Raw genomic sequence first — 26,089 nt, 5'->3', positions numbered from 1 at the left:
TTTGAATGGTTTATCTAATGGTTATGTTGAAGCTTAGGATCTAATGCATCACGTAGTCCGTCTGCTATAAGATTGATTGATAAAATCAATAGGGTGATAACAAGACTCGGTAATGCTACCAACCACCACGCACTTTCAATATAATCTCTTGAGCTTGATAGCATGGCTCCCCAATCTGGGGTTGGAGGAGAAATGCCTAATCCCACGAAACTCAGTGCTGCGCCTGTTAAAGCAGCACCCGCAATGCCTGACATCGCTGTTATCAAAATAGGCGCAGAACAGTTAGGGAAAACCGTTAAAAACATTAGGCGCCATATATTGGCACCGGCAATACGAGCAGCCAGTACATATTCTCTATTAATTTCCCCAATTGCCATACCACGGATAAGGCGTACATAGCCTGGTATGGATCCTATGGTAATAGCGATAATTGCGTTAAAAATACCGGGCCCAAGAATAGCCATAATGACTAGGGCGTACAAAAAGGTCGGAAGTGCCATCAAGATATCTGTAATCCGCATGATAATACTGCCCAGTACTTTTGGATAAAAAGCAGCTAATAGGCCAATTAAAATGCTTGGAAGAAGTGATAATGTAACCGAAGAAACACCCATCAAAAATGCCCAACGACCACCATAAATTAAGCGTGATAGCATATCCCTGCCAATTTCATCTGTTCCGAGTAAAAATTGCGCTGAACCACCCGCTATCCAAACAGGTGGAGTCAACATATGGTCACGAAATTGTTCTAACGGGTCGTAAGGCGCGATATAAGGCGCAAATAGTGTGCAGAATATAATCAGTATTAAAAACACTAGGCCTGCTAAAGCACCTTTATGGCTTGAAAAGATGCGCCAAAATTCTTTTAGGGCTGATGGTGCTTTATTTTCAATAAGACAGCTGTTCATTTTAAGCATAATATTTGCTAGCGAGAAATGCGTGGATTAGCAATACCGTACAAAATATCCACAATAAAATTAACAAGAATGGTTAAAGTTGCAAAAATAAGCGTACCACTTTGTATGATAGGATAATCCCTCCTTGATAAGGCATCCATCATCCATTTGCCAACACCAGGCCAAGCAAAGATGGTTTCTGTTAAGATGGCTCCGCCCAGTAAAGCGCTTACTTCAAGGCCAATCAGCGTGATAACTGGTATGAGTGCATTGCGAAGAGCATGCACGAAAATAACGCGTCGAGAAGATAAACCTTTTGCTTTTGCGGTACGGATATAAGGCTCATTCAAAGTTTCGAGCATGGAAGTTCTTGTCATTCTAGTAACACCCGCAATCAGTAAGAGCGTTAGTGTTGCAACGGGCAAGATAATATGTTGACAAGCATCCCAAAACGCTCCCTGATAAAGGTCGGGTTCGGCTCGTTCGGCAAGCCAGGCATCAATTAATGAAAAACCAGTTTGGTGTGGAATATCAAACATAACATCCATAGCACCTGAAACGGGTAGTAAGTGTAAAAATCCAGAAAACACAATGATTAATAGTAAAGCCCAAACAAAAACAGGAACGGAGGCGAAAATTAATACCAGCCCGCTGATGCTGTAATCAATTGCTGTACCTCTTTTTACTGCAGCAACTGTTCCAACAACTATACCAATAATAGTAACCAATAGAACCGATAAAAACATCAACTCAAGTGTTGCTGGAAAAAGCTGCATAAATTCATCTAATACGCTGATTCGTGTGACGAATGATTCACCTAGATCGCCTTGAAAAACTTTGCCGATGTAATCGACATATTGCATCAAAAAAGGTTTATCAAGGCCTAATCGATGCATTGCAGCTGCATGCATTGCAGGGTCAACGCCTCTTTCTCCCATCATCACTTCAACAACATCACCAGGGATTAGCCTGACAAGCGAAAAAGTGAAAAAAGTAATCCCAAAAAAAGTGGGTATAAGGATTAAAAAACGACGTAAAATAAACTGCCACATGTTGGTATTTCTTCCGTATAGCTTTTTAAAAATTATTTTTTAACGCTAACTTGGCATGAAACGTGCCGCACCATTCCCGAACAGTGATATCAGTACAACCGAAATGGCCTAAGGATTAATCACTGCAAATTTCCAAACTCACAACTTGTGTTACTGCCATAGTACAGAAACCTGTTAAACAGTACTATAAAGCCTACGCACCTTTATTAGCAAATCAAAAACTTATAGTCCGATCCTAAGTTCTTTAAACACAACCCTATTACTCACATAAGGTTTGCCCAAGTACAATCTACACACTATTTTTATGAACCAGGCTTCGCTTCAGGGTCAGGCAACGAAGCATCTGGTTCTATCATTTCATCTGGCAAATCAGATGAAGCCTCTTGAGGCGCACTTTCTGAAGACTTAGAAGAGCATCCACCAATACTGACAAATCCGGCACAAAAAACTGCCATTAAGCTTGTTGCAAAAAGTATGTAAACATATTTTTTCATCGGTTCCTCATCCAATTTAAAGTCAATGTATAGCTATCTGGCAACCAACAAGCATACTACTAAATTGATGACATGCCTATCTCGAGTATAGTTCGTGAGGATTTCTAGCGTAATGACAAATCCTCATATTAATAAGTTGCCATATTCAATAAACCGAGCTTGCCTTTTGTTACCTGGCAGCAACAAGCGTCGCCTCTCCTTAAATTAATTTGACTGTTTTTTCGCTTTAAATTGAGTTTGGCTAGTTGTCCAATAATCGGTATAAATTCCTAGTTCTTGTTGAGACAGGAAAGATTTACCACCTGTTTGTCGATAGTGTTTGAGTACTTTACAGACGATCGGTGTGCCAATAATTAATAATGGGATATTCAAGTAAACCATTAAGATATTCGTCAAATCGGTAATAACCCATAGGTTACCTAATTCTCTTCCCGATAAAAGGGTTAACGCACCGAATGGAACAAATATCAATGAGCCAAGCACCCGAATACATAGAATAAAGGCAGGTTTTTTGGAAATAAAATTTGCTGAGATTTCAGCGAAAGAAATCATACCCAATAGTGTTGTAAAGGCGAATAAAGTAAAACAAGTGCCCATAATAATTTTGAAAATAGTTGCTAAATCATGCGGTACAAGCGATTGTACAGAGGCTAGATAAATGACGAATTTAGAAGCTTTAACAGATTCCCAAGCTTGTCCATCAATCGTTCCCGTCCATACATGCGCCATCACCACAATAAATCCAGTTAAGGTGCAAATGACCATGGTATCAAAACATACACCCAGACTTTGCACCAATCCTTGCTCACAGGGATGGTCATTGTCAGCAACAGCAGCAGCCATGGTAATAGTTCCTTGACCAGCTTCGTTAGACATCAGTCCACGCTTGACGCCTTGAGAAAAAGCAACGCCAAATGTACCACCAAAGATAGCGTGTGGCGATAAAGCACCCACAAAAACTTCTTGGAAAAAATAAGGCAATAGCGGTAAATTGACCATGATAATGACAAGAGAAGTCAAACAAAATAAAGCTGCTTTGATTGGTACTAAATAGTCCGTATAGGCTGTAACACGTCGGATACCACCTAAAATAATAAAAGCACAAGAAATGATCAGTACTATAGCAATACCATAGTACAGGACAGATTGTTTGTTGGTGGGCAATCCGCTTAATGTATCAACGATTGTGCCGATTCCTGTAAATACATAAAACGTTTGAAAGGGTACATTAGCCAAGGCATAGACGATGAATGCTAGGGATAGAATTAATCCAAAGATACGTTTGTTACCGAGTAAACGTTTTCCATAAAAAGGCAAACCACCCACAAATTCATCTTGCTTTCTTTCCTTGAACAATTGAGCAAGTACTGATTCAGTAAAAGCGGTAGACATACCAAAAAACGCAACGACCCACATCCAAAAAAGTGCACCTGGCCCGCCTACAGAAATTGCGCCTGTGATGCCAACAATATTTCCAGGACCAGCACGCATGGCTAAACCAAATAGAAAAGAAGCAATAGCACTGATACCTATTTTAGAAGGTTTGGTTCGTAGCATCATGCGAACAATTTTAGGAATACTGGTAAACTGAACAAAGCGTGTTGCAATGGTCAGATAAATACCTACTCCCACCAATAGTAGTACAGCAAATGAAAGCTGCCCTAATACGGGAATATTGGCATACCAATTAAGGTTTGTTGGGAATTCCCAAGCGATGTTGGAGATGGGGGTAAACCATTCAAAAATGGCATTTACCCAAGCGAATAAAGCTACCATCAAACTATTTATTGCCGACATAGAACACCCATCTTCAATTTAAGATGCTACACAATAGCTCATTTCAGTGTAACATATCGCAATTTTATACTCAAAAAGTAGCGGGGCAGTTGGCTGATCAAGTGCTATAACGCATTTTTATGGGTTGATGTATCCAAGTTTGAGGATTGTATGGTTTTTAGTTTATGATAACTGTCTGTAGCTATTTTAAGTGTGGGTGAGCTTCTAAAATATCTTAGTGCTGAGTAAGCACTGCTGGGGAGTTTCTTATGAATTATATTAACAAGGTCGTACTGCTTGCAGCTTGTTTATTATTGATGTCAACAACTACGATTGCGCTTCCTATTGCTGTCGTAAATGGCGAATCCATTGATAAAAAAGAGGAGGATACACTCGTTGCTGGTCTAGTTAAAAATGGCCAAAAAGATACAGCAGCGTTGCGGGAGCAGGTCAGGCTTTTATTGATTGATCAAGTACTTGTGCGCCAAGAATGCCTACGACAAAAATTTGATAAGCGGCCAATGTTTAAAGATCGACTTAAGGCAGCGCAATCAGAAATATTACAAGATATGTTTGTAGAGGAGGTTTTAAAAATAAAACCGATTAGTGAGTCGGCCATAAAGACTACCTATGATAATCTTAAAAAAGAGATAAGCGCAAGTCGGGATCTTCATGTACGGCAGATTATTGTAAAAACGGAAAAAGAAGCCAAAGAGATTATCGCCTTGCTTAAAAAGCGTAAAAATACCGATTTTGTTGAATTGGCAAAATCACGATCCATCGACAGCCGGGCCAAACAAAATGGGGGTTCCTTGGGTGTACTGAATTCTAAATTGTTAGAAGCTAAGTTTCCCCATCTTTTCCGTATTTTAGGTACCTTAGATAGAGGAACAGTGGTAGAACAACCTATTGAATCTGATAGTGGTTGGCATATTTTCAAAATAGATGATGTTAGCAGTGCACGTGTTCCCTCTTATGAAGAAGCTAAGCCACAAATTTTACGTAGCTTACAAAGGCGTGCTGTAGAAAAAGCAATTGATGCACTACGCAGCAAAGCAACCATCAAATAAGCTTATTTTATGGTAGATGCACAAGCACACACATTGCACCATCTCTAAGGGACAATGTGTTTGCCAGGCTGCGATGAATCACTTGACGAATGGCAAGTTCCCTCCTCCCAAGGCTTGATACAATGTCATCGTATGAGTAAGCTGTAGATACGCATGTTCGAATACTTTCAATTCCTTTTGGAATCTTTCTGTTTGCTGGCGTAGCCACTCTGCTTTATTGGTGCTTCCTGCAAGGTAACGCGCTTGAGTTAGGCGCTCTTGTTCTAGGGCTAAGTTGAATGATTGCGCAAGCTGCTTAGCTTTTTCTTTATCCAGTTGGCATTGAAAGAGGATATTTTCGACTTCGCCCAGCGCCTTATGGATGGCATCGCGATAGACAATAACGGATTTTTCATATTCAATTTGAGCCGTTTTCACAGTCAATTTCTTATCTTTTCAATTAATCGGCGCTAATGCTACGGTAAGCATAAGACTTGGGTTAGCCATTGCGTCTAACAGCGATAAAGGCAATTGCAAAATTGGATTAAATATAATTTGACTTGAATCTACTGCGGCTAAGGTTTTTCGATAAGTATTTACGATGCAGCCATTACAGACGCTACACTAGATCATTTGATTGCGCTATTACTTGGGGCTACTTTTAGGTAGCTATTTGCGCTTCAAGTTTACGCTTATCTCATGGTTATTGTTGCTTCGCTATTTTGGCTATTGAATCATCAGGATACATTCTACATTTCTTATTGGACAGGTGGTTTGTTATGTCTAGTATAAAATAGATAAAAAGAGCCGTTTGAATCTTGAAAATAAACTGATTCATACTCATTTTACCTACTAGGCGGTCAGATTTATTATGGTTAAAAACTAGTATAGTAAGGAGATCGTTATGACGAGAGTTATGCATAGTCCATTGGAGGATTTTTTCAAAGGTTTTTTTATTCGACCTGTTGAATTTGGTACTGATCCGTTTAATCAATTTGCTGCACCAACTGTTTTGTTAGATGTCAAAGAAGCTACTGATAGCTACATTGTTCGCGCAGAATTACCGGGCATTAAAAAACATGACATTAAGGTTGATATCAACGGCAAACATTTGGTTATTACTGCTGAAAAGAAACAGGAAAAATCAGCCGAAAAAGAAGAAAAAATATTGCATAGCGAGTGCTTCTACGGCAGGGTAACACGTAGTTTAGAATTGAGCCAAGAGATTGATGACACACAATCTTCTGCTAGCTTTGTTGATGGGGTATTAGAGCTACGGTTGCATAAAAAATTAGCGCAAAAAGGACATCAGTTAGCTATCCAGTAGCGAAGTTTGGAAAAATAATCTCCAGTTCCATGCTTAATAGGGCTGGAGATTATTTTGTATGGGGTCGCTCCTCATTATTTTAATCCTGTAAAATACCTATATCGATTTTAAAGAGTATTTTGGGATTATTTTGAATCAACTAGTTTATGCGTTAGAGGGGGTTGTATAGCGATGAAAAAGGTAAAAATGCTGGGGATAGCGGTTGCTGTACTAGGAATTGCTTTAATAACGATCGGTATCCATTTTAAATGGTTCAGTCCACTTCAGCGCAAATTTTCTAGTGCGGAAAAAACGCTGATTGTTTGCGTGACTAGTGACACCGCGGGCTTTGACATTGCACAATATGCAGATTTTGAAAGTTTCATGCCATCTGGCCCACTTTTTAATCGATTAGTCAGTTTTGGCGAAGGCAATGTAGCGCTTCAGCCCAGCCTCGCCAAAAGTTGGACAGTCTCCCAAGATGGTTTAACCTATACCTTCCATTTAAGACGTGGTGTTCCATTCCATACCACGGATTACTTTAAACCCACAAGAGATTTTAATGCTGATGATGTGGTGTTTACCTTTGAAAGAATGAGGAATCCTAGACATCCTTTCAATGTGGCTTATCCTGCTGAGTTTCCACTTTTTGTCTCGGCTGGGATGAATACACTCATTCAAAAAATTATTAAAATTGATGATCATACGGTGCAGTTTATTCTTCATCAGCCCCACAATGCCTTTCTTGGAAAATTGGCTAAAGAATTTGCTTCGATTTTATCAGCTGAATATGCTAATCAACTCCTACATCAAGGCAAAGCTGAACAAATTAACCAAAAACCAATTGGAACAGGCCCTTTTATTCTGAAAAACCATGTTAAGAATCAAAAAATTCATTATGTAGCTAATCGGTTTTATTGGGATCATCGTCAAGATGGCATGGTGAAATTGCAAAATTTAATTTTTGCGATCCATGGTGATCCTGCTATGCATAACAAAAAACTCTTGGCGGGCGAATGTCATATGAGCTTTGCTTTGAGTGATATGAAAACATTTAAGCAGAATAAACAGCTCGTTTTGCATACACAACCGGGTGTTGATATGTGGTATGTTGCTTACAACACCCAAAAACCTATCTTGAGCAAGCGATTAGTGCGCCAAGCATTGGATATGGCATTGAATAAGATTGAACTGATCAAGCCCTTCCAAGGCATGGCAAGTGTTGCGATCAATATGATGCCACCTGCACAGTGGCCTTATGATCACTCACTTAAAAATGCCCCTTATAACCCTATTAAAGCCAAGGCACTCCTTAAAGCGGCTGGTTATCCGAATGGTTTTCATCTTAAATTTTTTGTTAATTTAGCAAGCAGGAGCACAAATAAATTAGTTGCTCAAATGATCCAAGCGGATTGGAAAAAGATAGGGGTTACCGTTGAATTTGTCAGCTACGAAACGGGTGAATTTTGGCGACGGGTAGATCAGGGTGACCATGATGTTGTCTTTGCTGCTTGGAATGGTTTGGATGGGGATCCAGATAACTGGTTTGTTAATTTATTAAGCTGTAAGAGCGCAAAAGGAGGCATGGGCAACCACGCAAGATGGTGTTACAAGCCCTTTGATGATTTGCTAGCACAAGCAAATCACACTAGAGATCCACAACAGAGTGCGAAACGATATATACAAGCCCAAAAACTCTTTAAGCAAGAAGTGCCATTTAGTCCACTATTTCACACGCTTAATATGGTGCCTTATCACCAATCTGTTAAATTTGAGCGATCGTTTATTGCTCCAACTATTAATTTAGAGCAGTTTACAGGCATTACAATTAAGTAGTGTACTGTAACCATTTTACCACCGCTCCTATAAGGGGCGGTTGTATTATTTACATACACTTAGAATGCTATGAGGTTTCCATACCCCCCCCCCCCCCCCAAAAAAAACTGGTCATTGATCTTGTAGTCTTGAAAGAACTGCTATTAAGAGCCGATCAATCTCTCGGGCAAAGCTTAATCTGGTTTTCGCTAACAAAAAATGCGTTTATCAACTGCCAATTTGTTGTTGGATGAAAATAATAAAAGTGCCTCGGTAACTCTTGGTGGTATTATGGAAACGTTCTTGGATGCTTAAGTGGGTGAAATTTATGAAAAAAAAAAACTATCTGAACGGTTGTGTAGTTACCGTAAATTGTTTTGCGCTCCAAGAAACAGCATACTCAAAAAAGATGAAGCATTACCCAAAAAACTTTTTCCATTTATATGGCATTTTTTGAAGGGTTATAAATTTGCAGTCCTTATATATGTTCTTCTTGCGCTCGCAGCAGGTTTCTGTGGCCCATTCAGTAGCGTGCTACTGCGCCAGCGTATTGCCATTGCTAGAGCAATTTTGAAAAATCCTCCAATTCTTATTCTTGATGAAGCCACAAGTCAGCTTGACTCAGTAACAGAGAACTTAATTCAGGAAAGCTTGTGGGAGTTGATCGAAAATAAAACCACTCTTGTTATTGCGCATCGCCTATCTACACTGCTTCGTATGGATCGCATTTTAGTTTTTGATCAAGGCAGCATCGTTGAAGATGGAACGCATAGTCAGTTGCTTGCTAAGGCAGCGCTTTACAAAAGCTTGTGGGATGCTCAAATAGGTGGATTTTTGGGTGATAAAAAAAATGAAGATGGAGAATAGGGGGCACAAAACAAGTAAAAATAATAGAACAAACATGCCAGTTACTTTGCGCTATAAAACAGCATGGGTATCGCACAAAAAAGTTGATTGCAGCTTTATGATTAATGATGTGATTTTGTAGAAAAAATATGACTGTGCTACTGCGGCTTGGTCTGCTTATTATCTGAGCTTCTTTGCAAAGAGCATAAGAAGTATAACAGTGGCACTCACTCACGTGTTTTCATGGAGCGTCAGTTTTTTATTGAAAGTGTTTTGAAAGAGCATCATTAGCTTGAATGGGTAAATATTCAATTAAGTTTTGGGTTAATCCTCGCATAAAAGTAAATTGCTGTTAAGAAATATAAAAAAACTGATACCAAACAAGGAATACTTTTTTTGAGCAGTAGTTTATGCAAACTTTTTACTAAAAAGAAACTGTGGAAAAATAGTGCCCAGCGAATAAAAGCCGTAAAATAAGACATAGTCATTTTTTTAGCGCAGTAAATGTCATCTGAAGGCTTATAACGGTCGTGTAAATACAACCACTTAGTAAATCATTGCAAAACAATAAACGCTAAGTTGTATGAGGACAACGGCAAATTCTGAGAGTATAGATAAGTTGTTCGGTTTAACAGTTTTATAAGCTGCATTATTCCAAGCAATGCTTACTGCAATTAGGTACAACAACGTTGTTACAACAGTTCCTAACAGCAACAATTTGCTGTAGCCTAACCGAGGCGCGTTTTCTTGCATTTTTTTGAGTGAGGCTGGACAAATTGCATGGTGATCGCTGATTTTTATCACACACCACTAATTCAATCAAAATTGTGCTGTTTTTTAGAATGCTAAGTTCTATTTGCTTCAGAAGTAATTTTTCGCACTACTAAAAAACTTTTATGTGGTTTGCTGTTACAGCATAGTAATTTTTGTTTACAATGCTATTTAGCATGATTGGGAAGATAGCCAAAATTTAAGGAGCAATTTTATGTACAAGCGTATTTTTGTGCCCATTGATAATGGTCAAGCCTCTGCCTTAGCTTTTGAAGAAGCTTGTTCGCTCGCTAAGCTTCTTAATGCCGAATTATTGATTACGACAGTAGTTGATTTGACGCCAGTTGGCCAACCCGGTATGGAGTTTGTTGATGCGCCTGCCTTACATCAATCCTCTAAAGATAGCGCCAAGGATTTATTAAGTCGTGCATTAAGTCAAGCGAAAGCAGCAGGTTTATCAGCCAATACGAAGCTTTTAGAGAGTTTTGGAGATAACCTATCCCAAACGTTGCTCGAAGAAGCAAAGCAATGGGGTGCAAATCTCATTGTCATGGGTACACATGGCAGAACGGGATTAATGCACTTAATTATGGGTAGCGTTGCAGAAGGCGTACTCCGTCATTCATTGGTACCTGTTTTGCTGGTCAGAAAACGTGATGCATCGTAAGTGATTATTTTATCATTGCTCTTGCTTGCTTAGAGAGGCTGTTTTTTCTTTTTTGGAGCGGTATGACGCATATCTTTGCCTTGCGCTAAAAATACGACGTATTCTGAGATATTGGTTGCATGGTCACCAATTCGTTCAATAGCTTTGGCAATAAATAGAACATCAATTGCTGTTGAAATGACCCGCACATCCTCAATCATAAAGGTCACTAGGCGACGCAGTGTATTGCTAAAGTCTTCGTCAAGATGTTGGTCGGCTTCAAAAAGTTTGTACACAACGGAACTATCAATCCGAACAAAAGCATCCAATGCTTGTTTTAGCATGTCAAGGGATAATTGCCCCATTTTTTGTAATTCGCGTATATGGGAAGATTTAAATTGCTGACTTTGACAAATATGTTTACCTAAGCGAGCAATTTTGGTTGCTTCATCGCCAATACGTTCAAGGTCAACAGTAATTTTGCTAATCGTGATGAGCATACGAAGATCGCTAGCTGCAGGTTGGCGGCGTGCGATAATACGCTGACATTCTTCATCAATTGCAATTTCCATTTCATTGACTTGATCGTCCTTGGCAATCACGCGATTCAACTGAGCTATGCTTTTAATACGCAACGCTTCAAGTGCCCAAATAATTTGCTGTTCAACAATACCGCCCATCTGTAAGATACTGGTACGTAAAGCGTTAAGTTCTGCATCAAACTGTTTAGAGATATGTTCCTTCATAACGATTTCCTTAACTATAGGCAACTTAAAAAAAATTAAGGGTGGTTATAGGGCAGCAAGTGCTATACCACGCTATAGATATCATGTTTTGAACAAAACGCCATGCTGTGTTGCAAGTAACAATATATCGGCTCGCCGTTTTGCAAAAATACCATTAGTCAGTACACCATTGATCTGGTCTATTTGGTTTTCTAATGTTACGGGTTCATGAATAGTTAATCCAGCAACATCTAGAATTTGATTGCCATGCTCTGTTATCGTGCCAATACGCAAAGCAGGTTTCCCGCCCAGTTTAATTAATTCCCTTGCCACATAGCTGCGCGCAATGGGCAATACTTCAATGGGTAACGGAAAGCTGCCTAATACATCAACGAATTTATGTTCATCAGCAATACAAATGAATTGTTTGGCAACCGAGGCTATAATTTTTTCTTTAGTCAGTGCAGCACCGCCTCCTTTGATCAGATGTAAATGGGGAGTGACTTCATCGGTACCATCAATATAAAGCGGTAGTTCATCAACTTCATTGAGCTCAAAAATGGGAATGCCATATTGCATCAACATTTGCGTTGTACCGGCTGAACTGGAGACAGCGCCTTTAATGCGATGCTTTATATCAGACAATGCTTCAATAAAATAATTAACGGTACTACCTGTTCCGACGCCAATCACGATACCTTCTGGGACATATTCAATGGCTGCTTTTGCTGCGGCCATTTTTAATTGATCTTGATTGAGCATGCTTACTAAAACTCCTCAATTTGACTGCATTAGTTTGTTAACATAGCGGTCGTATAAACTTCTTGTACGTCTTCCAATTCTTCTAAGGCGTCAATTAATTTTTGTATTTGTCTACTTTCTATTTCTGTTAAAGGGGTCTTGTTCAGTGGGCATAATGTGACTTCTCCGTCAGCTGCTTGTAGTCCGTTATTTTCGAGTGCCGTACGTACGCTAATGAAAAGATCGGGCTCTATTAGCACTTCAAATGAGCCGTCTTCATGGGTGAGTAGATCTTTTGCGCCTGCATTTAACGCAGTTTCTAGCAATGCATTCTCGTCAGTTTGTGGAGCAAATAATAAATAACCCTGCTCTATAAATTGAAAAGCAACACAGCCATTGGTCCCCATATTACCACCAAATTTACTGAAAACATGTCGTACATTAGCAGCGGTACGCGTTTTATTATCTGTTAAGCAATCAACCATCACGGCAGCGCCTCCTGCACCATAACCTTCATAGCGTAATGCGACATAATTAATGTCTTCCAAGTTTCCAGTGCCACGATCTATTGCGCGTTTAATGGTATCTTTTGGCATATTGGCGCTATATGCTTTATCAACTGCTAAACGTAGCCTCGCGTTGGTGTCAACATCTGACCCTCCTATTTTGGCAGCAACAGTGATTTCGCGAATCAGGCGTGTAAAGATTTGACCACGTTTGGCATCTGCACGTTCTTTTTTATGCTTAATATTTGCCCATTTGGAGTGGCCTGACATGGGTTATACCCCTTGTTTATTGAGTTCATTATTGAGTCTCAATATGGTTTTATTTTAGCATAGACCAAGCCCAAAGGGCTTACTCTTTTTGTCAGATAAGTATGTATTAACGGCAATCTTGGTTTACAGGGAATTTTGCAATAATCTATGCAACATGTTAGGTTAAGCTGTTCAATAGATTGAACAGAAGCGATGCCGTGATGAAAATATATGCCGTGGGTGGATCGGTTCGCGATAAATTGCTCGGTTTACCTATACAAGATAAAGATTATGTGGTGGTTGGAGCAAGCGAACAGACGATGAAAGCGCTAGGTTATCAACCGATCGGGCGAGATTTTCCCGTATTTTTGCATCCAACGACGCATGAAGAATATGCCTTGGCTAGAACAGAAAAAAAGGTTGCCACAGGTTATGGCGGTTTTGTTTTCCATGTGCAACCCGATGTGACGCTAAAAGAGGATCTGGCGCGACGCGATTTAACGATTAATGCCATGGCAGAAGACAAAAATGGGGTTATTATTGATCCTTTTGGTGGGCAACAGGATTTATCCAATAAGCTCTTGCGTCACACGAGCTTGGCTTTTGTCGAGGATCCTGTTCGCGTTTTACGTGTTGCACGTTTTGCTGCACGGTTGAATTTTACAGTCCATCCCAGCACGCTATCTTTGATGAAACAAATAGTCGCTTCAGATGAAATGACAGCGTTAGTTCCCGAGCGTATCTGGCAGGAACTGGCTAAGGGATTAATGGAAAAATATCCTTTGTTATTATTGAGCGTGCTTAATCAATGTGGCGCTTTAGCTATCTTGTTACCGGAAATAGCAAAGTGGTATAGAGCGACTTCACAAGGTTTCATGCCGTATCAACTCAAAGCATTGGATGATGCATCGGCTCGTAACATGTCGTTAGCGCAACGCTTCGCAATTGTGATGCATACTTTTGATATACCTATTGCGACATTACGTACGCAAATTCAAGCTATATCTTGTCGCCTAAAAGTGCCCAATTTCTGTCAGCACCTAGCAATCCGATGTGCGGATATGATTGATCTGATACGAATGATTGCTTCAGTAGATCTTAGCGACATACTTCGTTTTTTTCAGCGCATACGAGCCTTCCAAGCCAATTCTGATATTACGTCGCTTTTTGAAGTTTGTCATAGCGTGCTTTGCGCTTCCGTTTTACATAATACTGGCCATGATACTGGTCGTCATGAATCCATTCAGTTGATGCAGGTTTTGCTCCAAGCTGCACAAAACGTGGATACGGCGTGCTTTGTGAAAGAGCGCGATACCAATACGCAAAATATTGCGGATGCTATTTTTAAAGCAAGACTAAAAGCAATGTACCAAGCTAAGCAAGGATTTTTATCATGATGACTTGGCGGGCGGCTAGGGCACTCTTTGACCAATCTTTGGCGCTAAAAGTAAGGCAGCCTAAAACCTGCTTGGCCTATCGGCGCGATATTATATGTCTTGAGCAATGTAGCTCAGCCAACAGTCCGCTTTTGATGAAAGAAGCGGATATTCAACAAATCATGCTGCAATTACGAAAAACATTGTCTAGCAAAAGTCTTAGGCGCATGTTATCAGCGTGGCGTGGTTTTTTTGCTTGCCTTGTTGACCATGGCTATATCAGCGTGAATTGTTGTGCAACGATTCGTGTACCGCGTGGTGGCAGGCGTTTACCCAAAGCGTTACCTGTGGACATGACACAGCGCTTATTTGATCAACAGCATCTATCCGATCGACTCTCTATACGTGACCGCGCCATCTTTGAGTTGATGTATTCTTCCGGACTGCGACTTAGCGAAGTCGTGATGTTGGATATCACCCATGTTGATCTTGTTGAGCGTTTGGTGCTTGTGGTGGGAAAAGGGAATAAAGAGCGACTTTTACCTATTGGTCGCCAAGCAGTCCATGCACTTGAGCAGTATCTACCGCTTCGTATCGCTAAAATCCAAGAGACAGCTTTATTTACAAATCAAGCTGGTGATCGCTTAGGTCAACGCCAAATTCAGTATCGTCTAGCACGCTGGAGCAAATTGGCTAGGTTACCACAGCATGTTTCACCGCATATGTTACGCCATAGTTTTGCCAGCCATTTTTTGCAGTCTTCGGGGGATTTACGTGCGGTTCAAGAAATGCTTGGTCATGTGAATTTATCCAGTACACAGATTTATACAAGCCTTGATTACCAGCATCTGAGTCAAACTTATGATGTAACGCATCCTAGGGCAAGGCTACAGAAAAAACATCGTCAGTAAAGCTATATTTAACTCTATCTATACACGGCTTATGAGATGAAAGATCGCGCATTAGCCATTTTACAAGAAACTTTTGGTTATGCAGCCTTCCGTGGTGACCAAGCGGCCATTATTGAGCAAGTACTATCGGGAGGACATGCTTTAGCATTAATGTCAACGGGTGGCGGTAAATCGCTATGCTACCAGTTGCCAGCACTGATTAGATCAGGTATTACGATTGTGATATCACCCCTTATTGCTTTAATGCAAAATCAAGTTGCCGCTTTAACGGAGTTGGGTATTAAGGCAGCTTGCTTGCATTCTTCAATGGTTTTGACTGATATAGAGTCTGTCTTTCAAGCAATACGTAAAAATCAGTTAACGTTGTTATATGTTGCGCCAGAGCGACTCCTGATGCCCGCTTTTTTAAAATTGCTTGATCAGCTATCTATTGCGCTTTTTGCGATTGATGAAGCGCATTGTGTCAGCCAATGGGGATATTATTTTCGACACGAATATCAGCAGTTGGGCGTGCTGGCTAAGCGCTATCCGCATGTACCACGCTTAGCGTTGACTGCAACAGCAGACGAACAAACTTGCCAAGATATCGTACATTATCTTGATTTATCTACTGCTAAAAAATTCGTTTCGAGTTTTGATCGACCTAATTTATTTTATCAGGTGGTTGAAAAAAATCATGCTAAAAGACAGTTACTAGATTTTATCCGTAGCGGTTTTATGGGTACTTCAGGTATTGTGTATTGCTTATCACGAAAAAGAGTCGATCAAGTTACGCAATGGCTCTGTGAGCACGGTATTGATGCACTGCCTTATCATGCTGGTTTAGATCCAGATGTCAGAACCCTTAACCAACGGGCTTTTTTATATCAAGATAATCGTATTATGGTGGCTACCGTTGCCTTTGGTCTAGGGATTGATAAACCGGATATTCGATTCGTAGCACATCTTGATATGCCAAAGAGCATGGAAAATTTCTATCAAGAATCCGGTCGGGCTGGTCGCGATGAATTACCAGCAACAAGCTGGTTATGCTACGGGCTCAATGATTTTATACAACTCAAAGGGCAAATCGTTAAGTCGCAAACAGCTCACATCAAACAGATTGAGTTGAATCGGCTCAAAGCAGTTTTAGCTTTTTGCGAATATACTGGTTGTCGCCGTCAATATATTTTGCGCTATTTTTGTGAGGCAAGTGAGCCTTGCGGGTACTGCGATAATTGTTTGCGTCAACCGAAAACGGTTGACGCAACGGTTGCTGCGCAGCAGTTGATGTCCTGCATTTATCGTGCCAAACAATCTTTTTCAGCACAACATATTGTTGATATATTACGCGGTAACCGTACGCCACTTGTAGCCTTTCATCGCCATGACCAATTATCAACTTATGGTATGGGTAAGACTATCAGCGAGAAAACTTGGCGTGCACTCATTCGGCAGTTGATTGCACAAGAACTATTGGATGTGGAAGTTACCACGAACCAAGCATTGTACCTGCTTGAAAAAAGTCGTTCTGTCTTAAAACGTCAAGCAACCGTCACAGCGAAATTGTCAATTTTTGATGGCAAAGATCAGACGAAAGGAGCGAGTATATGGTTGCGCTCTGAGCGACAAGAGCGTTTATGGGAAGCTTTACGTGCTTGGCGATCTCGGATCGTTGCAAATCAACAGGTGCCTACTTATGTCATTTTTTCAGATCGCACCTTACGTGAATTAGTTGAGAAAAGACCAACCAATCTGGCTGGATTAATGCATATATACGGTATTGGCAAAACAAAGTTAGCGCGTTATGGTGAAGCATTATTAGCTATTTTGCTTGCTGTTTAAAAAGCAGCTTAGGTATGAGTTACATCCGTAGTGTTGCAATGCCGATGTTGTGGATCGAAACAGTTTATAATGCGAATATTTGCAATCTTCTTTAGCTCAAATCATGACCGTCGCATTGACTGACCTGGCAACACAATATCAGCAACTTAAAGCTGTTATTGATGAGCGCATCCAACAAGTTTTAAATCATGGGCAATATATTTTAGGTCCAGAAGTTGCTGAGCTTGAAGCTACTTTAGCGGATTTTGTTCAAACCAAGTATGCTGTTGGTGTATCAGACGGTACAACCGCTTTACAGATGGCACTGATGGCACTGAATATTGGATCAGGCGACGAAGTAATTACAACACCTTTTACTTTTATATCAACAGCTGAAACCATTGCTTTATTAGGCGCTACGCCTATTTATGTTGATATTGATCCGATAAGCTACAACATGGATCCAAAAAACATTGCGTCAGCCATTACGCCACGCACAAAAGCGATTATGGTGGTGAATTTATATGGGCAATGCGCTGATTTTGATGCAATCAATGCGATTGCGCAAGAGCATGGTTTGGCAGTTATTGAAGATGCGGCACAAAGTTTTGGTGGACAATATAAGGGCAGGCGATCGGGGCGTTTAGCGACGATAAGTTGTACGAGTTTTTATCCTGCAAAGCCATTGGGTTGCTATGGGGATGGGGGGATGTGTTTTACCAATGATGCAGCCCTAGCACAGCAATTGCGTTTAATGCGTATACATGGCCAATCCGAGCGTTATGTCCATACCACTTTGGGTTTAAATGGTCGGTTAGATACACTACAAGCTGCTATTTTGTTGGCTAAATTCCCTACTTTCGAAGCTGAAATTATGGCTCGTCAACAAGTAGCCAAGAATTATGATGCCCTGCTAAAGGGCTTTGTGAAGATACCTCAGATAGCACCAGATTGCCTGAGCGCTTATGCGCAGTACACTATCCAAATCAATAATCGTCCACATGTGCAAGCAGTACTAGCCAAACAGGGTATTCCAACAGCGGTACATTATCCGATACCGTTACATCAACAACCCGCGTTATGCATGGCTCAACAATCCTCTCGTGCCTTTATTCATACCGAAGCAGCCTCGACCACCGTGTTAAGTTTGCCCATGCATCCTTTTTTAGATGTTGCAACACAACAGTATATTGCTCAAGTACTTAAAGAGGCGGTGGGATATCATGGATAAAGTTTTTGGAGCGGTTTATTCATACGATGACTCATAGCGTTGATCGGTAACGATGAATTTCTCGATGTTTTCTGAAAGCCTTTCTTGGTATTTTGTGCGCGCAGTTGGCGCTATGTCGAGTGGCGCCTTAATTGGGCAAGCATTAATTTTCATTGCTTTACCCATTTTAACTAAGCTTTATGATCCCGAAAGCTTTGGTCAGTTTGCAATCTATACGACTTGGCTTTCTAATTTACTCGTGCTGATGACTGGGCGCTATGAACTGGCTTTAATGTTGCCAGAAAACGAGAAAAGGGCGAGCAATTTAGTGGTTTTAGCACTCGTTATTAACAGCATCATGGGATTATTGTTGATGCTGGTAATAAGCGTAGTAGCCAGTATCTTAGCGGGCTGGATACATGACCCAGCGATGGTTGATTGGTTTTTATGGTTGCCACTTGCATTACTCTTAGCAGGGGCTTCACAGGTTTTTTTTCAATGGAACAATCGCCAGCGGCGTGATCATACTAATGTTGTAGCACCTATCATTCGGGCTATCGTCATGGTGATCACGCAAATCATGGGTGGCTATCTTGGCATGGGTGGTATAGGGCTATTAATAGGCCATATAACTGGTCAATTGGCTTTATTAATTGCTTATGCCTGGCATGATATGGTGCAATGCTTTCCTTGGCGGAAATTATCAACTTGGGCGGGGATGAAAGCGGAAGCCAAAGCGTATGTTAAGTTTCCTATTATTACGATGCCTCAGACTTTCATCGGTGGGCTACAAGATCCTTTATGCTTTATGTTGGTTGGGATACTTTCTGGTTCATGGATGATTGGCTTATTGGGTATAATGCTTCGTGTTATTCGTATGCCCGCTATGTTGATTGGCACAGCTATTGCACAAATTGCTTATCGAGAAATGACGGCGCTATACCATACACAGGGTAATCTTGCGCATTTTTATCTTAAATTACTCTGTATTTTATGTGTTTTATCGTTGTTTCCTGCTTTGCTATTGGTATTTTTTGGTCAATCTTTATTTGTTTGGGTGTTTGGAGAAGTGTGGCGAATGGCAGGTGCCATGGCTGCTGTATTTTCTCCTTATATGGTTGGTTACTTTTTAGTGACTTCACTGGGTATGCTGCCACTGGTATTAGGTAAACAGCAGGTGACTTTTTATTTCACCGTTCTTAGTTGTTTGCTACATGTTGGCGGACTGATGTTCGGTTGGTTTATATGGCAAGATATACAGCTTGCTTTATATTTCATTGCGGCCTTACAAAGTATCTTTTTTATCGGCTATTTAGGATGGTTATATCGTATGGCCAAACGGGCAACACTGAGCTATCCAACATGATAATATATTACCGTCATTTTCTGTTTCTTGTGTCATGATGCACAAAAAGAACATTCGGCTGATTTTGGCGGGTTCTGTTTCGATTCATACTTGGCGATATTTACGATATATTGCCCCTCATGTGAAGACTATTTTGCTCGTTGGTGGAGGTGATATACCGTCTTGTTACCGACCCGCCAATTTAGAAGCACAGCTACCTGTTTCATTTACTTTTTCAGCATACAATCTGCCACAACGCATTCGTGCTTGGCTTTTACAGTACTGGCCGGATTTATTGAAGCAATCTGTACCAACAGTATTACATATTCATCAAGCCAACAGCATTGCTTGGCATATGTTGCAAGCAACTAGCGCAATGAAGATTACGACCTTACTAACTTGCTATGGTTCGGATGTCTTACAAGCTAAATCCGTGTGGTGGCAATACCAACTCTTAAAAAAATATCTAAAGCATGTTGATTATGTAACCGTAGCTTCTTATGAAATGGCAAGGATTGTCAGCCCGTTATTGCTCAAATCAGATAGGTTGTCTGTCCTGAATTTTGGTGTTTCGATGCCCAATCGGAGTTTTTCAAAACGCCAATATGTTTTGTCCAATCGTTTACATAAACCACTTTACCGTATTGATGCTATTTTACGTGCTTGGCAGCGGGTAGAAGCAGTACATCCAGATTGGCTGCTGCTTATCGCTGGGGAGGGTCATCAAACAGTTATACTAAAAAACTTAGCTCAAGCACTCCAACTTAAACAGGTGCAGTTTATCGGAATGGTTAGCGAACAAGCGTTAAATAAACTTTATCAATCGGCTGCTATTTTTGTGAGCGTGCCCAATTCTGATGCGGTGAGTCTAAGTTTGTCGGAGGCAATGGCATATGGTTGTATTCCGGTGGTATCGAATATTGCGGGTAATGTAGAAGTGATACGAGACGGTGTAAATGGTATTGTTCATCCGCATACTGACCTAATGGGATTATCGAATAGTATCTTGCGTGCTATCATGCTGACCAAAAATAGTGCACGAATGGATCGATTAATTTTGATGAACCGACAGATCGTTCGCGCTTCAGGCTTACGTAGCCAGTCTATCCAACGTTTTGTAGCTATCTATCACGAACTTTGTTCGATTTGATGAGAGCTCAAGGAACAAACGATGCAACGTAAAACGGTTGTGCATGTGACGTCTGTTCACCCAAGAAATGATGTGCGTATCTTTACTAAAGAATGCGTAACGTTAGCACGAGCAGGTTATGCAGTGACTTTGTTCGTTGCTGATGGAAAAGGTAATGGACAATGTCAGGGTGTCACGATTGTGGATGTTGGGTGTTTTGCTCGTGGCGGACGCTTGATGCGCATGACTTATACGATATATCGCTTGTTTCAAGCGGTTCGTTCATTAGGCTCTTGTTTAGTACACTTCCATGACCCAGAACTGATCATCATGGCGTTGTGGCTTAAAAAATTAGGGTACCGAGTCATTTACGACATCCATGAGGATGTGCCACGCCAGCTATTGACCAAATATTGGATTCCACGGTGGATACGCCCAACTTGCTCCTATTTATGGATCCACTTAGAACATTATGCTGCAAAGCGCTTTGATGCTTTAGTCGTGCCTACTCTTCATCTTCAGGATCGCTTTAGGCGAATTAAAAACCCTACCATTTTACTTCGCAATTATCCTTTACTCACTGAATTGGGTAAGCCCGTTGCTTGGTCAAAGCGAAAAAACGAAATCTGTTATATAGGAAGCATTTCATCTATTCGGGGTATCAACATACTGATTGAGGCGATTCATCAGGCGAGGGTGCCATTGCAATTGGCTGGACTATGGAGCGAACCGATGCTTCATGAGCAGTTGGTGAAGAAAGCGGGTTGGTGCTGGGTGCATGAATTAGGCGTAGTGAATCGCCAAGGTATCATGAATATATTGATGCGTGTTAAGGTGGGCGTCGTAACGCTTTTACCAACACCGAACCATCTTTTGGCGTTGCCAATCAAATTGTTCGAATATATGGCAGTTGGTTTACCAGTTATTGTGTCTGATTTTCCGCTATGGCGTAGTATTGTTGAGCAGGCGCAGTGCGGGTTACTGGTTGATCCTTCTGATGCGCAAGCCATTGCACAGGCGATTCGTCAATTATTGGATAACCCTAAAATGGCTAAAGCTATGGGTGATGCGGGTCGACAAGCCGTGTTAAAGCAATATAATTGGGAAATGGAATCCCATAAACTCTTTGCTTTATATGATCAATTAACTGGATCTGTGGCGGATTCGTAGACAACCGTGAATATCCTCTATATCAATCATTATGCTGGCTCCATGGTGCATGGTATGGAGTTTCGTCCTTATTATTTGGCACGCGAATGGATCCATGCAGGTCATAAAGTGTGGATCGTGGCTGCTGCTTATAGCCATTTACGCCAAACAAATCCAGTTGTTAATGGACGTTTTTTGCATCAGTTAATTGATGGGATTCGTTATACTTGGTGTAAAACGCCCACTTACCAGCATAATGGCATACGGCGTGCACGAAATATTTTTACTTTTTTATATCGCTTGAGAGGTTTTACGCGCCATTTGCAAAGTATAGCCTGGCGACCCAATATCGTTATTGCATCCAGTACCTATCCATTGGATATTTTTCAAGCCAAAATTATTGCAAAACGATTTCACGCTAAACTAGTGTATGAAGTACATGATTTATGGCCCTTAACGCTCATCGAGGTGGGTGGGATGTCACGTTTTCATCCTTTTGTTTGGCTATTACAGTCTGCGCAATATTTTGCTTACCGCTATGCTGACCAAGTTATTTCGATGGTACCTGATGCAAAAACTTACATGATGGCACATGGTATGGCGGCTCATAAATATCACGTGGTTCCTAATGGTGTTGCACGAGATTTATGGCTAGCCCACAAAAGAAGTTCCTTCAGTCAATCCTCTATTGATCTAACATCCCTACGACAACGCCATCGTTTTTTATTAGGCTATATCGGTGGCCATGGTTTAGCTAATGCACTTGATGATCTTTTACATGCAATCGCACAATTAAACGATGCATCGGTCGGCGTGGTGTTGGTTGGAGAGGGTCCTGATAAAAAAGCTTTAATGCGCCTAGCTGAGGACTTAGCGCTCACGAATCTTTATTTTTATCCAGCTATACCCAAAAAACTAGTGCCTGACGTCTTGCAACAATTGGATGCTTGTTATCTGGGTTGGAAAAACCGACCCATTTATCGCTTTGGTTTAAATCCTAACAAATTATTTGACTATATGATGGCAGCTAAACCTATCTTACATGCTTCGCCTTTGAAGCGTGATCTTGTCAGTGAAATAAAATGTGGTATTACGGTTGAAGCTGAAAACATTGAGGCAATTGCTCAAGGTATTTTAGCCATCACAGCCTTGAGTTTGGATGAGAAAGAAAAAATGGGTCGTCGCGCAAAGCGCTGTGTGCTGAAAGACTATGACTACTCAAACCTTGCGCAAAATTTTTTAACTTATTGCTCAAGTTAAATAGATAACTTCGTAGCATACCAACATTGGTTGCCTTTTTATGTTGCGCTAGACTGTTTGAAAATAACAGCATTTTTTTATAAAGCAGACAGCTTCCAAAATTAACAATATGATAATTGTCGTCATAACTTACTGCCTTTTAATGAATAACTCGTTCTTTTAGCTGCTTTGTGTATTCATGCCACGTTTTCAGTTGTAAAGCAAAGTTATACATACTCTAACGCCAAATGTCGTCAACTGCTTCCTAATCCATCGTAACAATGCATCTCACCGAACCTAGAAGACCGTAACTTATAAAACCATCACCGCAATCCAACCAGCGATCAGTAGTGGTATGTTCAAGTGTAAAAATGTTGGAATGACGGTGTCTTTAATGTGATCGTGTAAGCCATCACCGTTCAGCCCAGACGTGGGCCCTAATGCAGAGTCCGATACAGGAGAACCCGCATCCCCCAATACACTAGATGTACCCACTAACGCCACAATTGCTGCTGGAGAAAAGCCCATCTTAAGACAAATGGGTACATACACAACTGCCAAAATCGGTACCACAGAAAACGATGAACCTACACCTGTTGTGACCAATAACCCAGTAACTAACATCACCAAAGCAGCAGCGCCTTTATTATCACCAAAGAGGCGAACAGCGTTAGCGACTAAGTCGTTGATTGTGCCTGTAGCTTGTAAGACTTCAGCAAAACCTTGAGCGGTGATCATGATAAAGCCGATCATGGCCATCATTTGCACGCCTTCAGTAAATACTGCATCGGATTCTTTCCATTTCACGGTGCCGGTTGTCATGAATAACAAAAATCCAAAAAGCGCTCCTAACATCATCGAATTTGAATAAATTTGTACTATAAAAGCTGCGGTTACAGCGCCTAATGGAATCACTAATGCCCTTAGACGCAGCGGCTTTTTGGTGAGTGAAGCCCGGTTAATTTCAACAGCATAATGTCTTGGTTTACGGTAACTAATCAAAAGCGCAATGATTAGACCAACAAACATTCCTAGCGCTGGAAGAGCCATGGTTTGCATAATATTAATATCAGCAACCGATGCGCCAAATTTTGCTATGTTACCGAGGAGGATTTGATTTAAAAAAATACTACCAAAACCAATAGGTAAAAACATGTAAGGAGCTACTAATCCGAAAGATAGTACACATGCAATAGCACGCCGATCAATGTTTAATTGACTCATGATATAAAGTAAAGGCGGGATCAAAATAGGGATAAAAGCAATGTGTACGGGTACTAAGTTTTGCGATGCAATGCTGACCAAAATAAGTAAACTGATAAGACCCCACTTTAAGTGAGTTTTGGCAGTGTTTAGGGTGATTTGTTTGGTGATCCAATCTGAAAACGCCTGCGGTAATCCCGAGCGGTCAATGGCGATCGAAAAAGCGCCCAACAAGATATAAGCTAAAGCGATCGGTGCCCCATTGGATATACCGCCATTAAAAGCCTTAATGATGGCTTCAATAGACAAATTACCTAAGACGCCACCGATGATACAACCTAAAAGCAAGCTGATAATGACATGAATGCGACATAACGCCAAAGTTAACATGACGAGAATCGCTACGAGTGCAGCATTCATCATAAATTCCTTTTAAAAACATCGTATGCAAAAACCGACATTAAAAACGCTTTAAGCTGAGCAAGACGTACTACTTAGAGAATAGGTGAGGGGCGATGTCGTGACAGCCATGCTTTGCCATCAACAATCCGGGCAATTATCATGCTATTGACCGTATTGCCGCAGGCATTGATAACGGTAGATAGGGGATCAACGATGGAGTGTAAAACAATGAGTAGAGGTAACGATTCAATCGGAAAACCCAAGATGCTAATGATAACCACTTCGACAATAGCGCCACCATTAGGCATAGCTCCCATGATGACACTAACGAGTAAACCTATGGCAAGTAGCGCAAAAAAGATGGTGTGGGTATGGATGGTTTGGTTAAATACGCCGAATAAAAATGCGGAAAAAAGTACACCACAGCGTGCCGCACCTTGTTTATGAATACTGGTTCCCAATGGAATGCAAGTATTGACAATATCATTGGGTACACCTATTTTTTTGGCTGACTGTAAATTAGCTGGAAGTGATACGGCGCTTGAGCAAGTTGATATAGCGGTAATGGCAGTTGGTGAAATAGCACCCCAAAAACGTCTAAAACCTATGTTACCACCAGCGATCCATGCGTAAAGCGAAAACATGATCAAGATGTAAACGATACCTGATATCCAATAGATGCCCGCTGCTGTTAAGTACTGTGCTACGAGTGTTTCCCCAAAGCGACCAGTCAGTGTTGCAAAATAAGCTCCTAATCCAATGGGAGCGGCTTTCATCACCATTTGACTCAAGCGAATTAATACCGTATTGGCTGATTCAATGAATGTGGCAAAGGGTTCTCCAGATTTGCCTGACAAAAGCGTGGCAAAGCCAACGCCACCTGAGATGATAATCATTGCCAGCATATTGGTGCGGCTGAGCAAGCTCACAAAATCCGAAACACTGAGTATTGTCACTAAAATATCAGCCAAGCTTTTGGATTGACTAACGACTGCTTGCGCAAAGGGTAGATCCATTTTTTGTGCCGCCGGAATAGCGAACACAATAGCGACCATAATTAAACTGGATAGTAAGCTGGTTACTAAAAAAACCAGCATGGATACGCCGAAGACCTTGCCTAAACGGCTGGTGCTTTCCATGCTACTGATGGCACGAATGACGCTGGTGCAAATGAGCGGTACAACGAGCGTAAAGACAACATTAACAAAAAGTGTGCCAATGGGCGCAAGAACTTCAGCGCTTTTGCCCATATAAAGCCCGATCAGACCACCTAAGATGACACAGATGATCAGGGAAGACGAGGAAAGGTATTTTACAAAACTACGCAACATCATATTGTTATGCACGTTTTCATCAAGACCAAAAACTGTTCAGTATGCCATGATTTATTTTCAAGCACAAGAGACTGTCACCCCTGAAATAAGGGAGCGGGCCAATTTAAGAACAAAAA

General features: G+C 41.0%; 22 protein-coding genes and 1 pseudogene. 13 read left to right on the top strand and 10 right to left on the bottom strand.

The genetic code is table 11. From position 1 onward, the window contains the following. Window positions 1-14: 14 nt before the first annotated feature. The 4 genes from IPK86_03420 to IPK86_03405 form a co-directional block, all read right to left on the bottom strand. Window positions 15-917 carry an ABC transporter permease subunit gene (locus tag IPK86_03420; protein QQS16481.1) on the bottom strand — a complete coding sequence of 301 codons (903 nt, stop codon included), beginning with the start codon at window positions 915-917 and terminating at the stop codon, window positions 15-17. 8 nt (window positions 918-925) lie between these two features. Next, window positions 926-1,948 (bottom strand): ABC transporter permease, encoded by a 1,023-nt coding sequence (locus IPK86_03415; GenBank protein ID QQS16480.1) that lies wholly within the window; start codon window positions 1,946-1,948, stop codon window positions 926-928. Between the two features lie 302 nt (window positions 1,949-2,250). Next, on the bottom strand, window positions 2,251-2,442 hold the full coding sequence (locus IPK86_03410; GenBank protein ID QQS16479.1) for a hypothetical protein: 192 nt from the start codon (window positions 2,440-2,442) through the stop codon (window positions 2,251-2,253). Window positions 2,443-2,646: 204 nt separating this feature from the next. Then, complete coding sequence (locus tag IPK86_03405; GenBank protein ID QQS17064.1) at window positions 2,647-4,218, bottom strand: amino acid carrier protein; 1,572 nt, start codon at window positions 4,216-4,218, stop codon at window positions 2,647-2,649. A gap of 269 nt (window positions 4,219-4,487) precedes the next feature. Between IPK86_03405 and IPK86_03400 the strand changes: the two genes are divergently transcribed. Continuing rightward, window positions 4,488-5,288, top strand: coding sequence for a peptidyl-prolyl cis-trans isomerase (locus tag IPK86_03400; protein QQS16478.1), 801 nt, complete (start codon window positions 4,488-4,490; stop codon window positions 5,286-5,288). Between the two features lie 78 nt (window positions 5,289-5,366). Here IPK86_03400 and IPK86_03395 read toward each other — a convergent pair whose 3' ends face one another. Beyond that, window positions 5,367-5,705, bottom strand: a complete 339-nt coding sequence (locus tag IPK86_03395; protein ID QQS16477.1) for a hypothetical protein — start codon at window positions 5,703-5,705, stop codon at window positions 5,367-5,369. 466 nt (window positions 5,706-6,171) lie between these two features. Here IPK86_03395 and IPK86_03390 point away from each other — a divergent pair, with 466 nt between their 5' ends. The 4 genes and pseudogenes from IPK86_03390 to IPK86_03375 all read left to right on the top strand — a co-directional run bounded on the left by IPK86_03390 (window position 6,172) and on the right by IPK86_03375 (window position 10,672). Beyond that, window positions 6,172-6,594, top strand: coding sequence for an Hsp20/alpha crystallin family protein (locus tag IPK86_03390; GenBank protein ID QQS16476.1), 423 nt, complete (start codon window positions 6,172-6,174; stop codon window positions 6,592-6,594). A 171-nt stretch (window positions 6,595-6,765) separates the two neighbouring features. Then, window positions 6,766-8,409, top strand: coding sequence for an ABC transporter substrate-binding protein (locus tag IPK86_03385; protein ID QQS16475.1), 1,644 nt, complete (start codon window positions 6,766-6,768; stop codon window positions 8,407-8,409). Between the two features lie 519 nt (window positions 8,410-8,928). Further along, window positions 8,929-9,255, top strand: a pseudogene (locus tag IPK86_03380) (ATP-binding cassette domain-containing protein). A gap of 964 nt (window positions 9,256-10,219) precedes the next feature. Then, on the top strand, window positions 10,220-10,672 hold the full coding sequence (locus IPK86_03375; protein QQS16474.1) for a universal stress protein: 453 nt from the start codon (window positions 10,220-10,222) through the stop codon (window positions 10,670-10,672). 29 nt (window positions 10,673-10,701) lie between these two features. Here the strand turns inward: IPK86_03375 and phoU are convergent, their stop codons facing one another. The 3 genes from phoU to IPK86_03360 form a co-directional block, all read right to left on the bottom strand. Then, window positions 10,702-11,397 carry a phosphate signaling complex protein PhoU gene (gene phoU, locus IPK86_03370; protein ID QQS16473.1) on the bottom strand — a complete coding sequence of 232 codons (696 nt, stop codon included), beginning with the start codon at window positions 11,395-11,397 and terminating at the stop codon, window positions 10,702-10,704. 81 nt (window positions 11,398-11,478) lie between these two features. Further along, window positions 11,479-12,138 carry a ribose-5-phosphate isomerase RpiA gene (rpiA, locus tag IPK86_03365; protein ID QQS16472.1) on the bottom strand — a complete coding sequence of 220 codons (660 nt, stop codon included), beginning with the start codon at window positions 12,136-12,138 and terminating at the stop codon, window positions 11,479-11,481. A gap of 29 nt (window positions 12,139-12,167) precedes the next feature. Next, window positions 12,168-12,893: a YebC/PmpR family DNA-binding transcriptional regulator gene (locus IPK86_03360; protein QQS16471.1), complete on the bottom strand. Its 726-nt coding sequence runs from the start codon at window positions 12,891-12,893 to the stop codon at window positions 12,168-12,170. Window positions 12,894-13,093: 200 nt separating this feature from the next. Between IPK86_03360 and cca the strand changes: the two genes are divergently transcribed. The 8 genes from cca to IPK86_03320 all read left to right on the top strand — a co-directional run bounded on the left by cca (window position 13,094) and on the right by IPK86_03320 (window position 23,055). Further along, window positions 13,094-14,269 carry a multifunctional CCA tRNA nucleotidyl transferase/2'3'-cyclic phosphodiesterase/2'nucleotidase/phosphatase gene (gene cca, locus IPK86_03355; protein ID QQS16470.1) on the top strand — a complete coding sequence of 392 codons (1,176 nt, stop codon included), beginning with the start codon at window positions 13,094-13,096 and terminating at the stop codon, window positions 14,267-14,269. Then, window positions 14,269-15,159 carry a tyrosine-type recombinase/integrase gene (locus IPK86_03350; GenBank protein QQS17063.1) on the top strand — a complete coding sequence of 297 codons (891 nt, stop codon included), beginning with the start codon at window positions 14,269-14,271 and terminating at the stop codon, window positions 15,157-15,159. The genes cca and IPK86_03350 overlap by 1 nt, the downstream gene beginning before the upstream one ends. A gap of 36 nt (window positions 15,160-15,195) precedes the next feature. Continuing rightward, a complete protein-coding gene (gene recQ, locus IPK86_03345) occupies window positions 15,196-16,983 on the top strand; it encodes a DNA helicase RecQ (protein ID QQS16469.1) in 1,788 nt (595 codons plus the stop codon). 103 nt (window positions 16,984-17,086) lie between these two features. Beyond that, entirely contained in the window at window positions 17,087-18,193 is a 1,107-nt protein-coding gene (locus IPK86_03340; GenBank protein ID QQS17062.1) for a DegT/DnrJ/EryC1/StrS family aminotransferase, read from the top strand. A 52-nt stretch (window positions 18,194-18,245) separates the two neighbouring features. After that, on the top strand, window positions 18,246-19,538 hold the full coding sequence (locus IPK86_03335; GenBank protein ID QQS16468.1) for an oligosaccharide flippase family protein: 1,293 nt from the start codon (window positions 18,246-18,248) through the stop codon (window positions 19,536-19,538). A gap of 34 nt (window positions 19,539-19,572) precedes the next feature. After that, window positions 19,573-20,667, top strand: a complete 1,095-nt coding sequence (locus tag IPK86_03330; GenBank protein ID QQS16467.1) for a glycosyltransferase family 4 protein — start codon at window positions 19,573-19,575, stop codon at window positions 20,665-20,667. 21 nt (window positions 20,668-20,688) lie between these two features. Beyond that, a complete protein-coding gene (locus IPK86_03325; GenBank protein ID QQS16466.1) occupies window positions 20,689-21,816 on the top strand; it encodes a glycosyltransferase family 4 protein in 1,128 nt (375 codons plus the stop codon). Between the two features lie 6 nt (window positions 21,817-21,822). Beyond that, a complete protein-coding gene (locus IPK86_03320; GenBank protein ID QQS16465.1) occupies window positions 21,823-23,055 on the top strand; it encodes a glycosyltransferase family 4 protein in 1,233 nt (410 codons plus the stop codon). 291 nt (window positions 23,056-23,346) lie between these two features. Here IPK86_03320 and IPK86_03315 read toward each other — a convergent pair whose 3' ends face one another. Both IPK86_03315 and IPK86_03310 read right to left on the bottom strand, forming a co-directional pair. Continuing rightward, complete coding sequence (locus IPK86_03315) at window positions 23,347-24,660, bottom strand: TRAP transporter large permease subunit (protein QQS16464.1); 1,314 nt, start codon at window positions 24,658-24,660, stop codon at window positions 23,347-23,349. A gap of 71 nt (window positions 24,661-24,731) precedes the next feature. Continuing rightward, the gene (locus tag IPK86_03310; protein QQS16463.1) at window positions 24,732-25,973 is read right to left on the bottom strand and encodes a dicarboxylate/amino acid:cation symporter; all 1,242 of its coding nucleotides are present in this window, start codon (window positions 25,971-25,973) and stop codon (window positions 24,732-24,734) included. Window positions 25,974-26,089: the final 116 nt, after the last annotated feature.

It is taken from the genome of Neisseriales bacterium, assembly GCA_016699915.1.
In the GTDB taxonomy this organism is placed as follows: Bacteria; Pseudomonadota; Gammaproteobacteria; order Burkholderiales; family Q3-R57-64; genus Q3-R57-64.
The sequence above is the reverse complement of the archived record's forward strand: the minus strand, read 5'-3'. Positions and strand labels throughout refer to the sequence as shown.

Excerpts from the sequence above, each read along its gene's own strand:
- IPK86_03420 (QQS16481.1), bottom strand. The coding sequence starts at position 917 with ATGCTTAAAATGAACAGCTGTCTTATTGAAAATAAAGCACCATCAGCC.
- IPK86_03415 (QQS16480.1), bottom strand. The coding sequence starts at position 1,948 with ATGTGGCAGTTTATTTTACGTCGTTTTTTAATCCTTATACCCACTTTT.
- IPK86_03410 (QQS16479.1), bottom strand. The coding sequence starts at position 2,442 with ATGAAAAAATATGTTTACATACTTTTTGCAACAAGCTTAATGGCAGTT.
- IPK86_03405 (QQS17064.1), bottom strand. The coding sequence starts at position 4,218 with ATGGTAGCTTTATTCGCTTGGGTAAATGCCATTTTTGAATGGTTTACC.
- IPK86_03400 (QQS16478.1), top strand. The coding sequence starts at position 4,488 with ATGAATTATATTAACAAGGTCGTACTGCTTGCAGCTTGTTTATTATTG.
- IPK86_03390 (QQS16476.1), top strand. The coding sequence starts at position 6,172 with ATGACGAGAGTTATGCATAGTCCATTGGAGGATTTTTTCAAAGGTTTT.
- IPK86_03385 (QQS16475.1), top strand. The coding sequence starts at position 6,766 with ATGAAAAAGGTAAAAATGCTGGGGATAGCGGTTGCTGTACTAGGAATT.
- IPK86_03375 (QQS16474.1), top strand. The coding sequence starts at position 10,220 with ATGTACAAGCGTATTTTTGTGCCCATTGATAATGGTCAAGCCTCTGCC.
- phoU (QQS16473.1), bottom strand. The coding sequence starts at position 11,397 with ATGAAGGAACATATCTCTAAACAGTTTGATGCAGAACTTAACGCTTTA.
- rpiA (QQS16472.1), bottom strand. The coding sequence starts at position 12,138 with ATGCTCAATCAAGATCAATTAAAAATGGCCGCAGCAAAAGCAGCCATT.
- IPK86_03360 (QQS16471.1), bottom strand. The coding sequence starts at position 12,893 with ATGTCAGGCCACTCCAAATGGGCAAATATTAAGCATAAAAAAGAACGT.
- cca (QQS16470.1), top strand. The coding sequence starts at position 13,094 with ATGAAAATATATGCCGTGGGTGGATCGGTTCGCGATAAATTGCTCGGT.
- IPK86_03350 (QQS17063.1), top strand. The coding sequence starts at position 14,269 with ATGACTTGGCGGGCGGCTAGGGCACTCTTTGACCAATCTTTGGCGCTA.
- recQ (QQS16469.1), top strand. The coding sequence starts at position 15,196 with ATGAAAGATCGCGCATTAGCCATTTTACAAGAAACTTTTGGTTATGCA.
- IPK86_03340 (QQS17062.1), top strand. The coding sequence starts at position 17,087 with ATGACCGTCGCATTGACTGACCTGGCAACACAATATCAGCAACTTAAA.
- IPK86_03335 (QQS16468.1), top strand. The coding sequence starts at position 18,246 with ATGAATTTCTCGATGTTTTCTGAAAGCCTTTCTTGGTATTTTGTGCGC.
- IPK86_03330 (QQS16467.1), top strand. The coding sequence starts at position 19,573 with ATGATGCACAAAAAGAACATTCGGCTGATTTTGGCGGGTTCTGTTTCG.
- IPK86_03325 (QQS16466.1), top strand. The coding sequence starts at position 20,689 with ATGCAACGTAAAACGGTTGTGCATGTGACGTCTGTTCACCCAAGAAAT.
- IPK86_03315 (QQS16464.1), bottom strand. The coding sequence starts at position 24,660 with ATGATGAATGCTGCACTCGTAGCGATTCTCGTCATGTTAACTTTGGCG.
- IPK86_03310 (QQS16463.1), bottom strand. The coding sequence starts at position 25,973 with ATGATGTTGCGTAGTTTTGTAAAATACCTTTCCTCGTCTTCCCTGATC.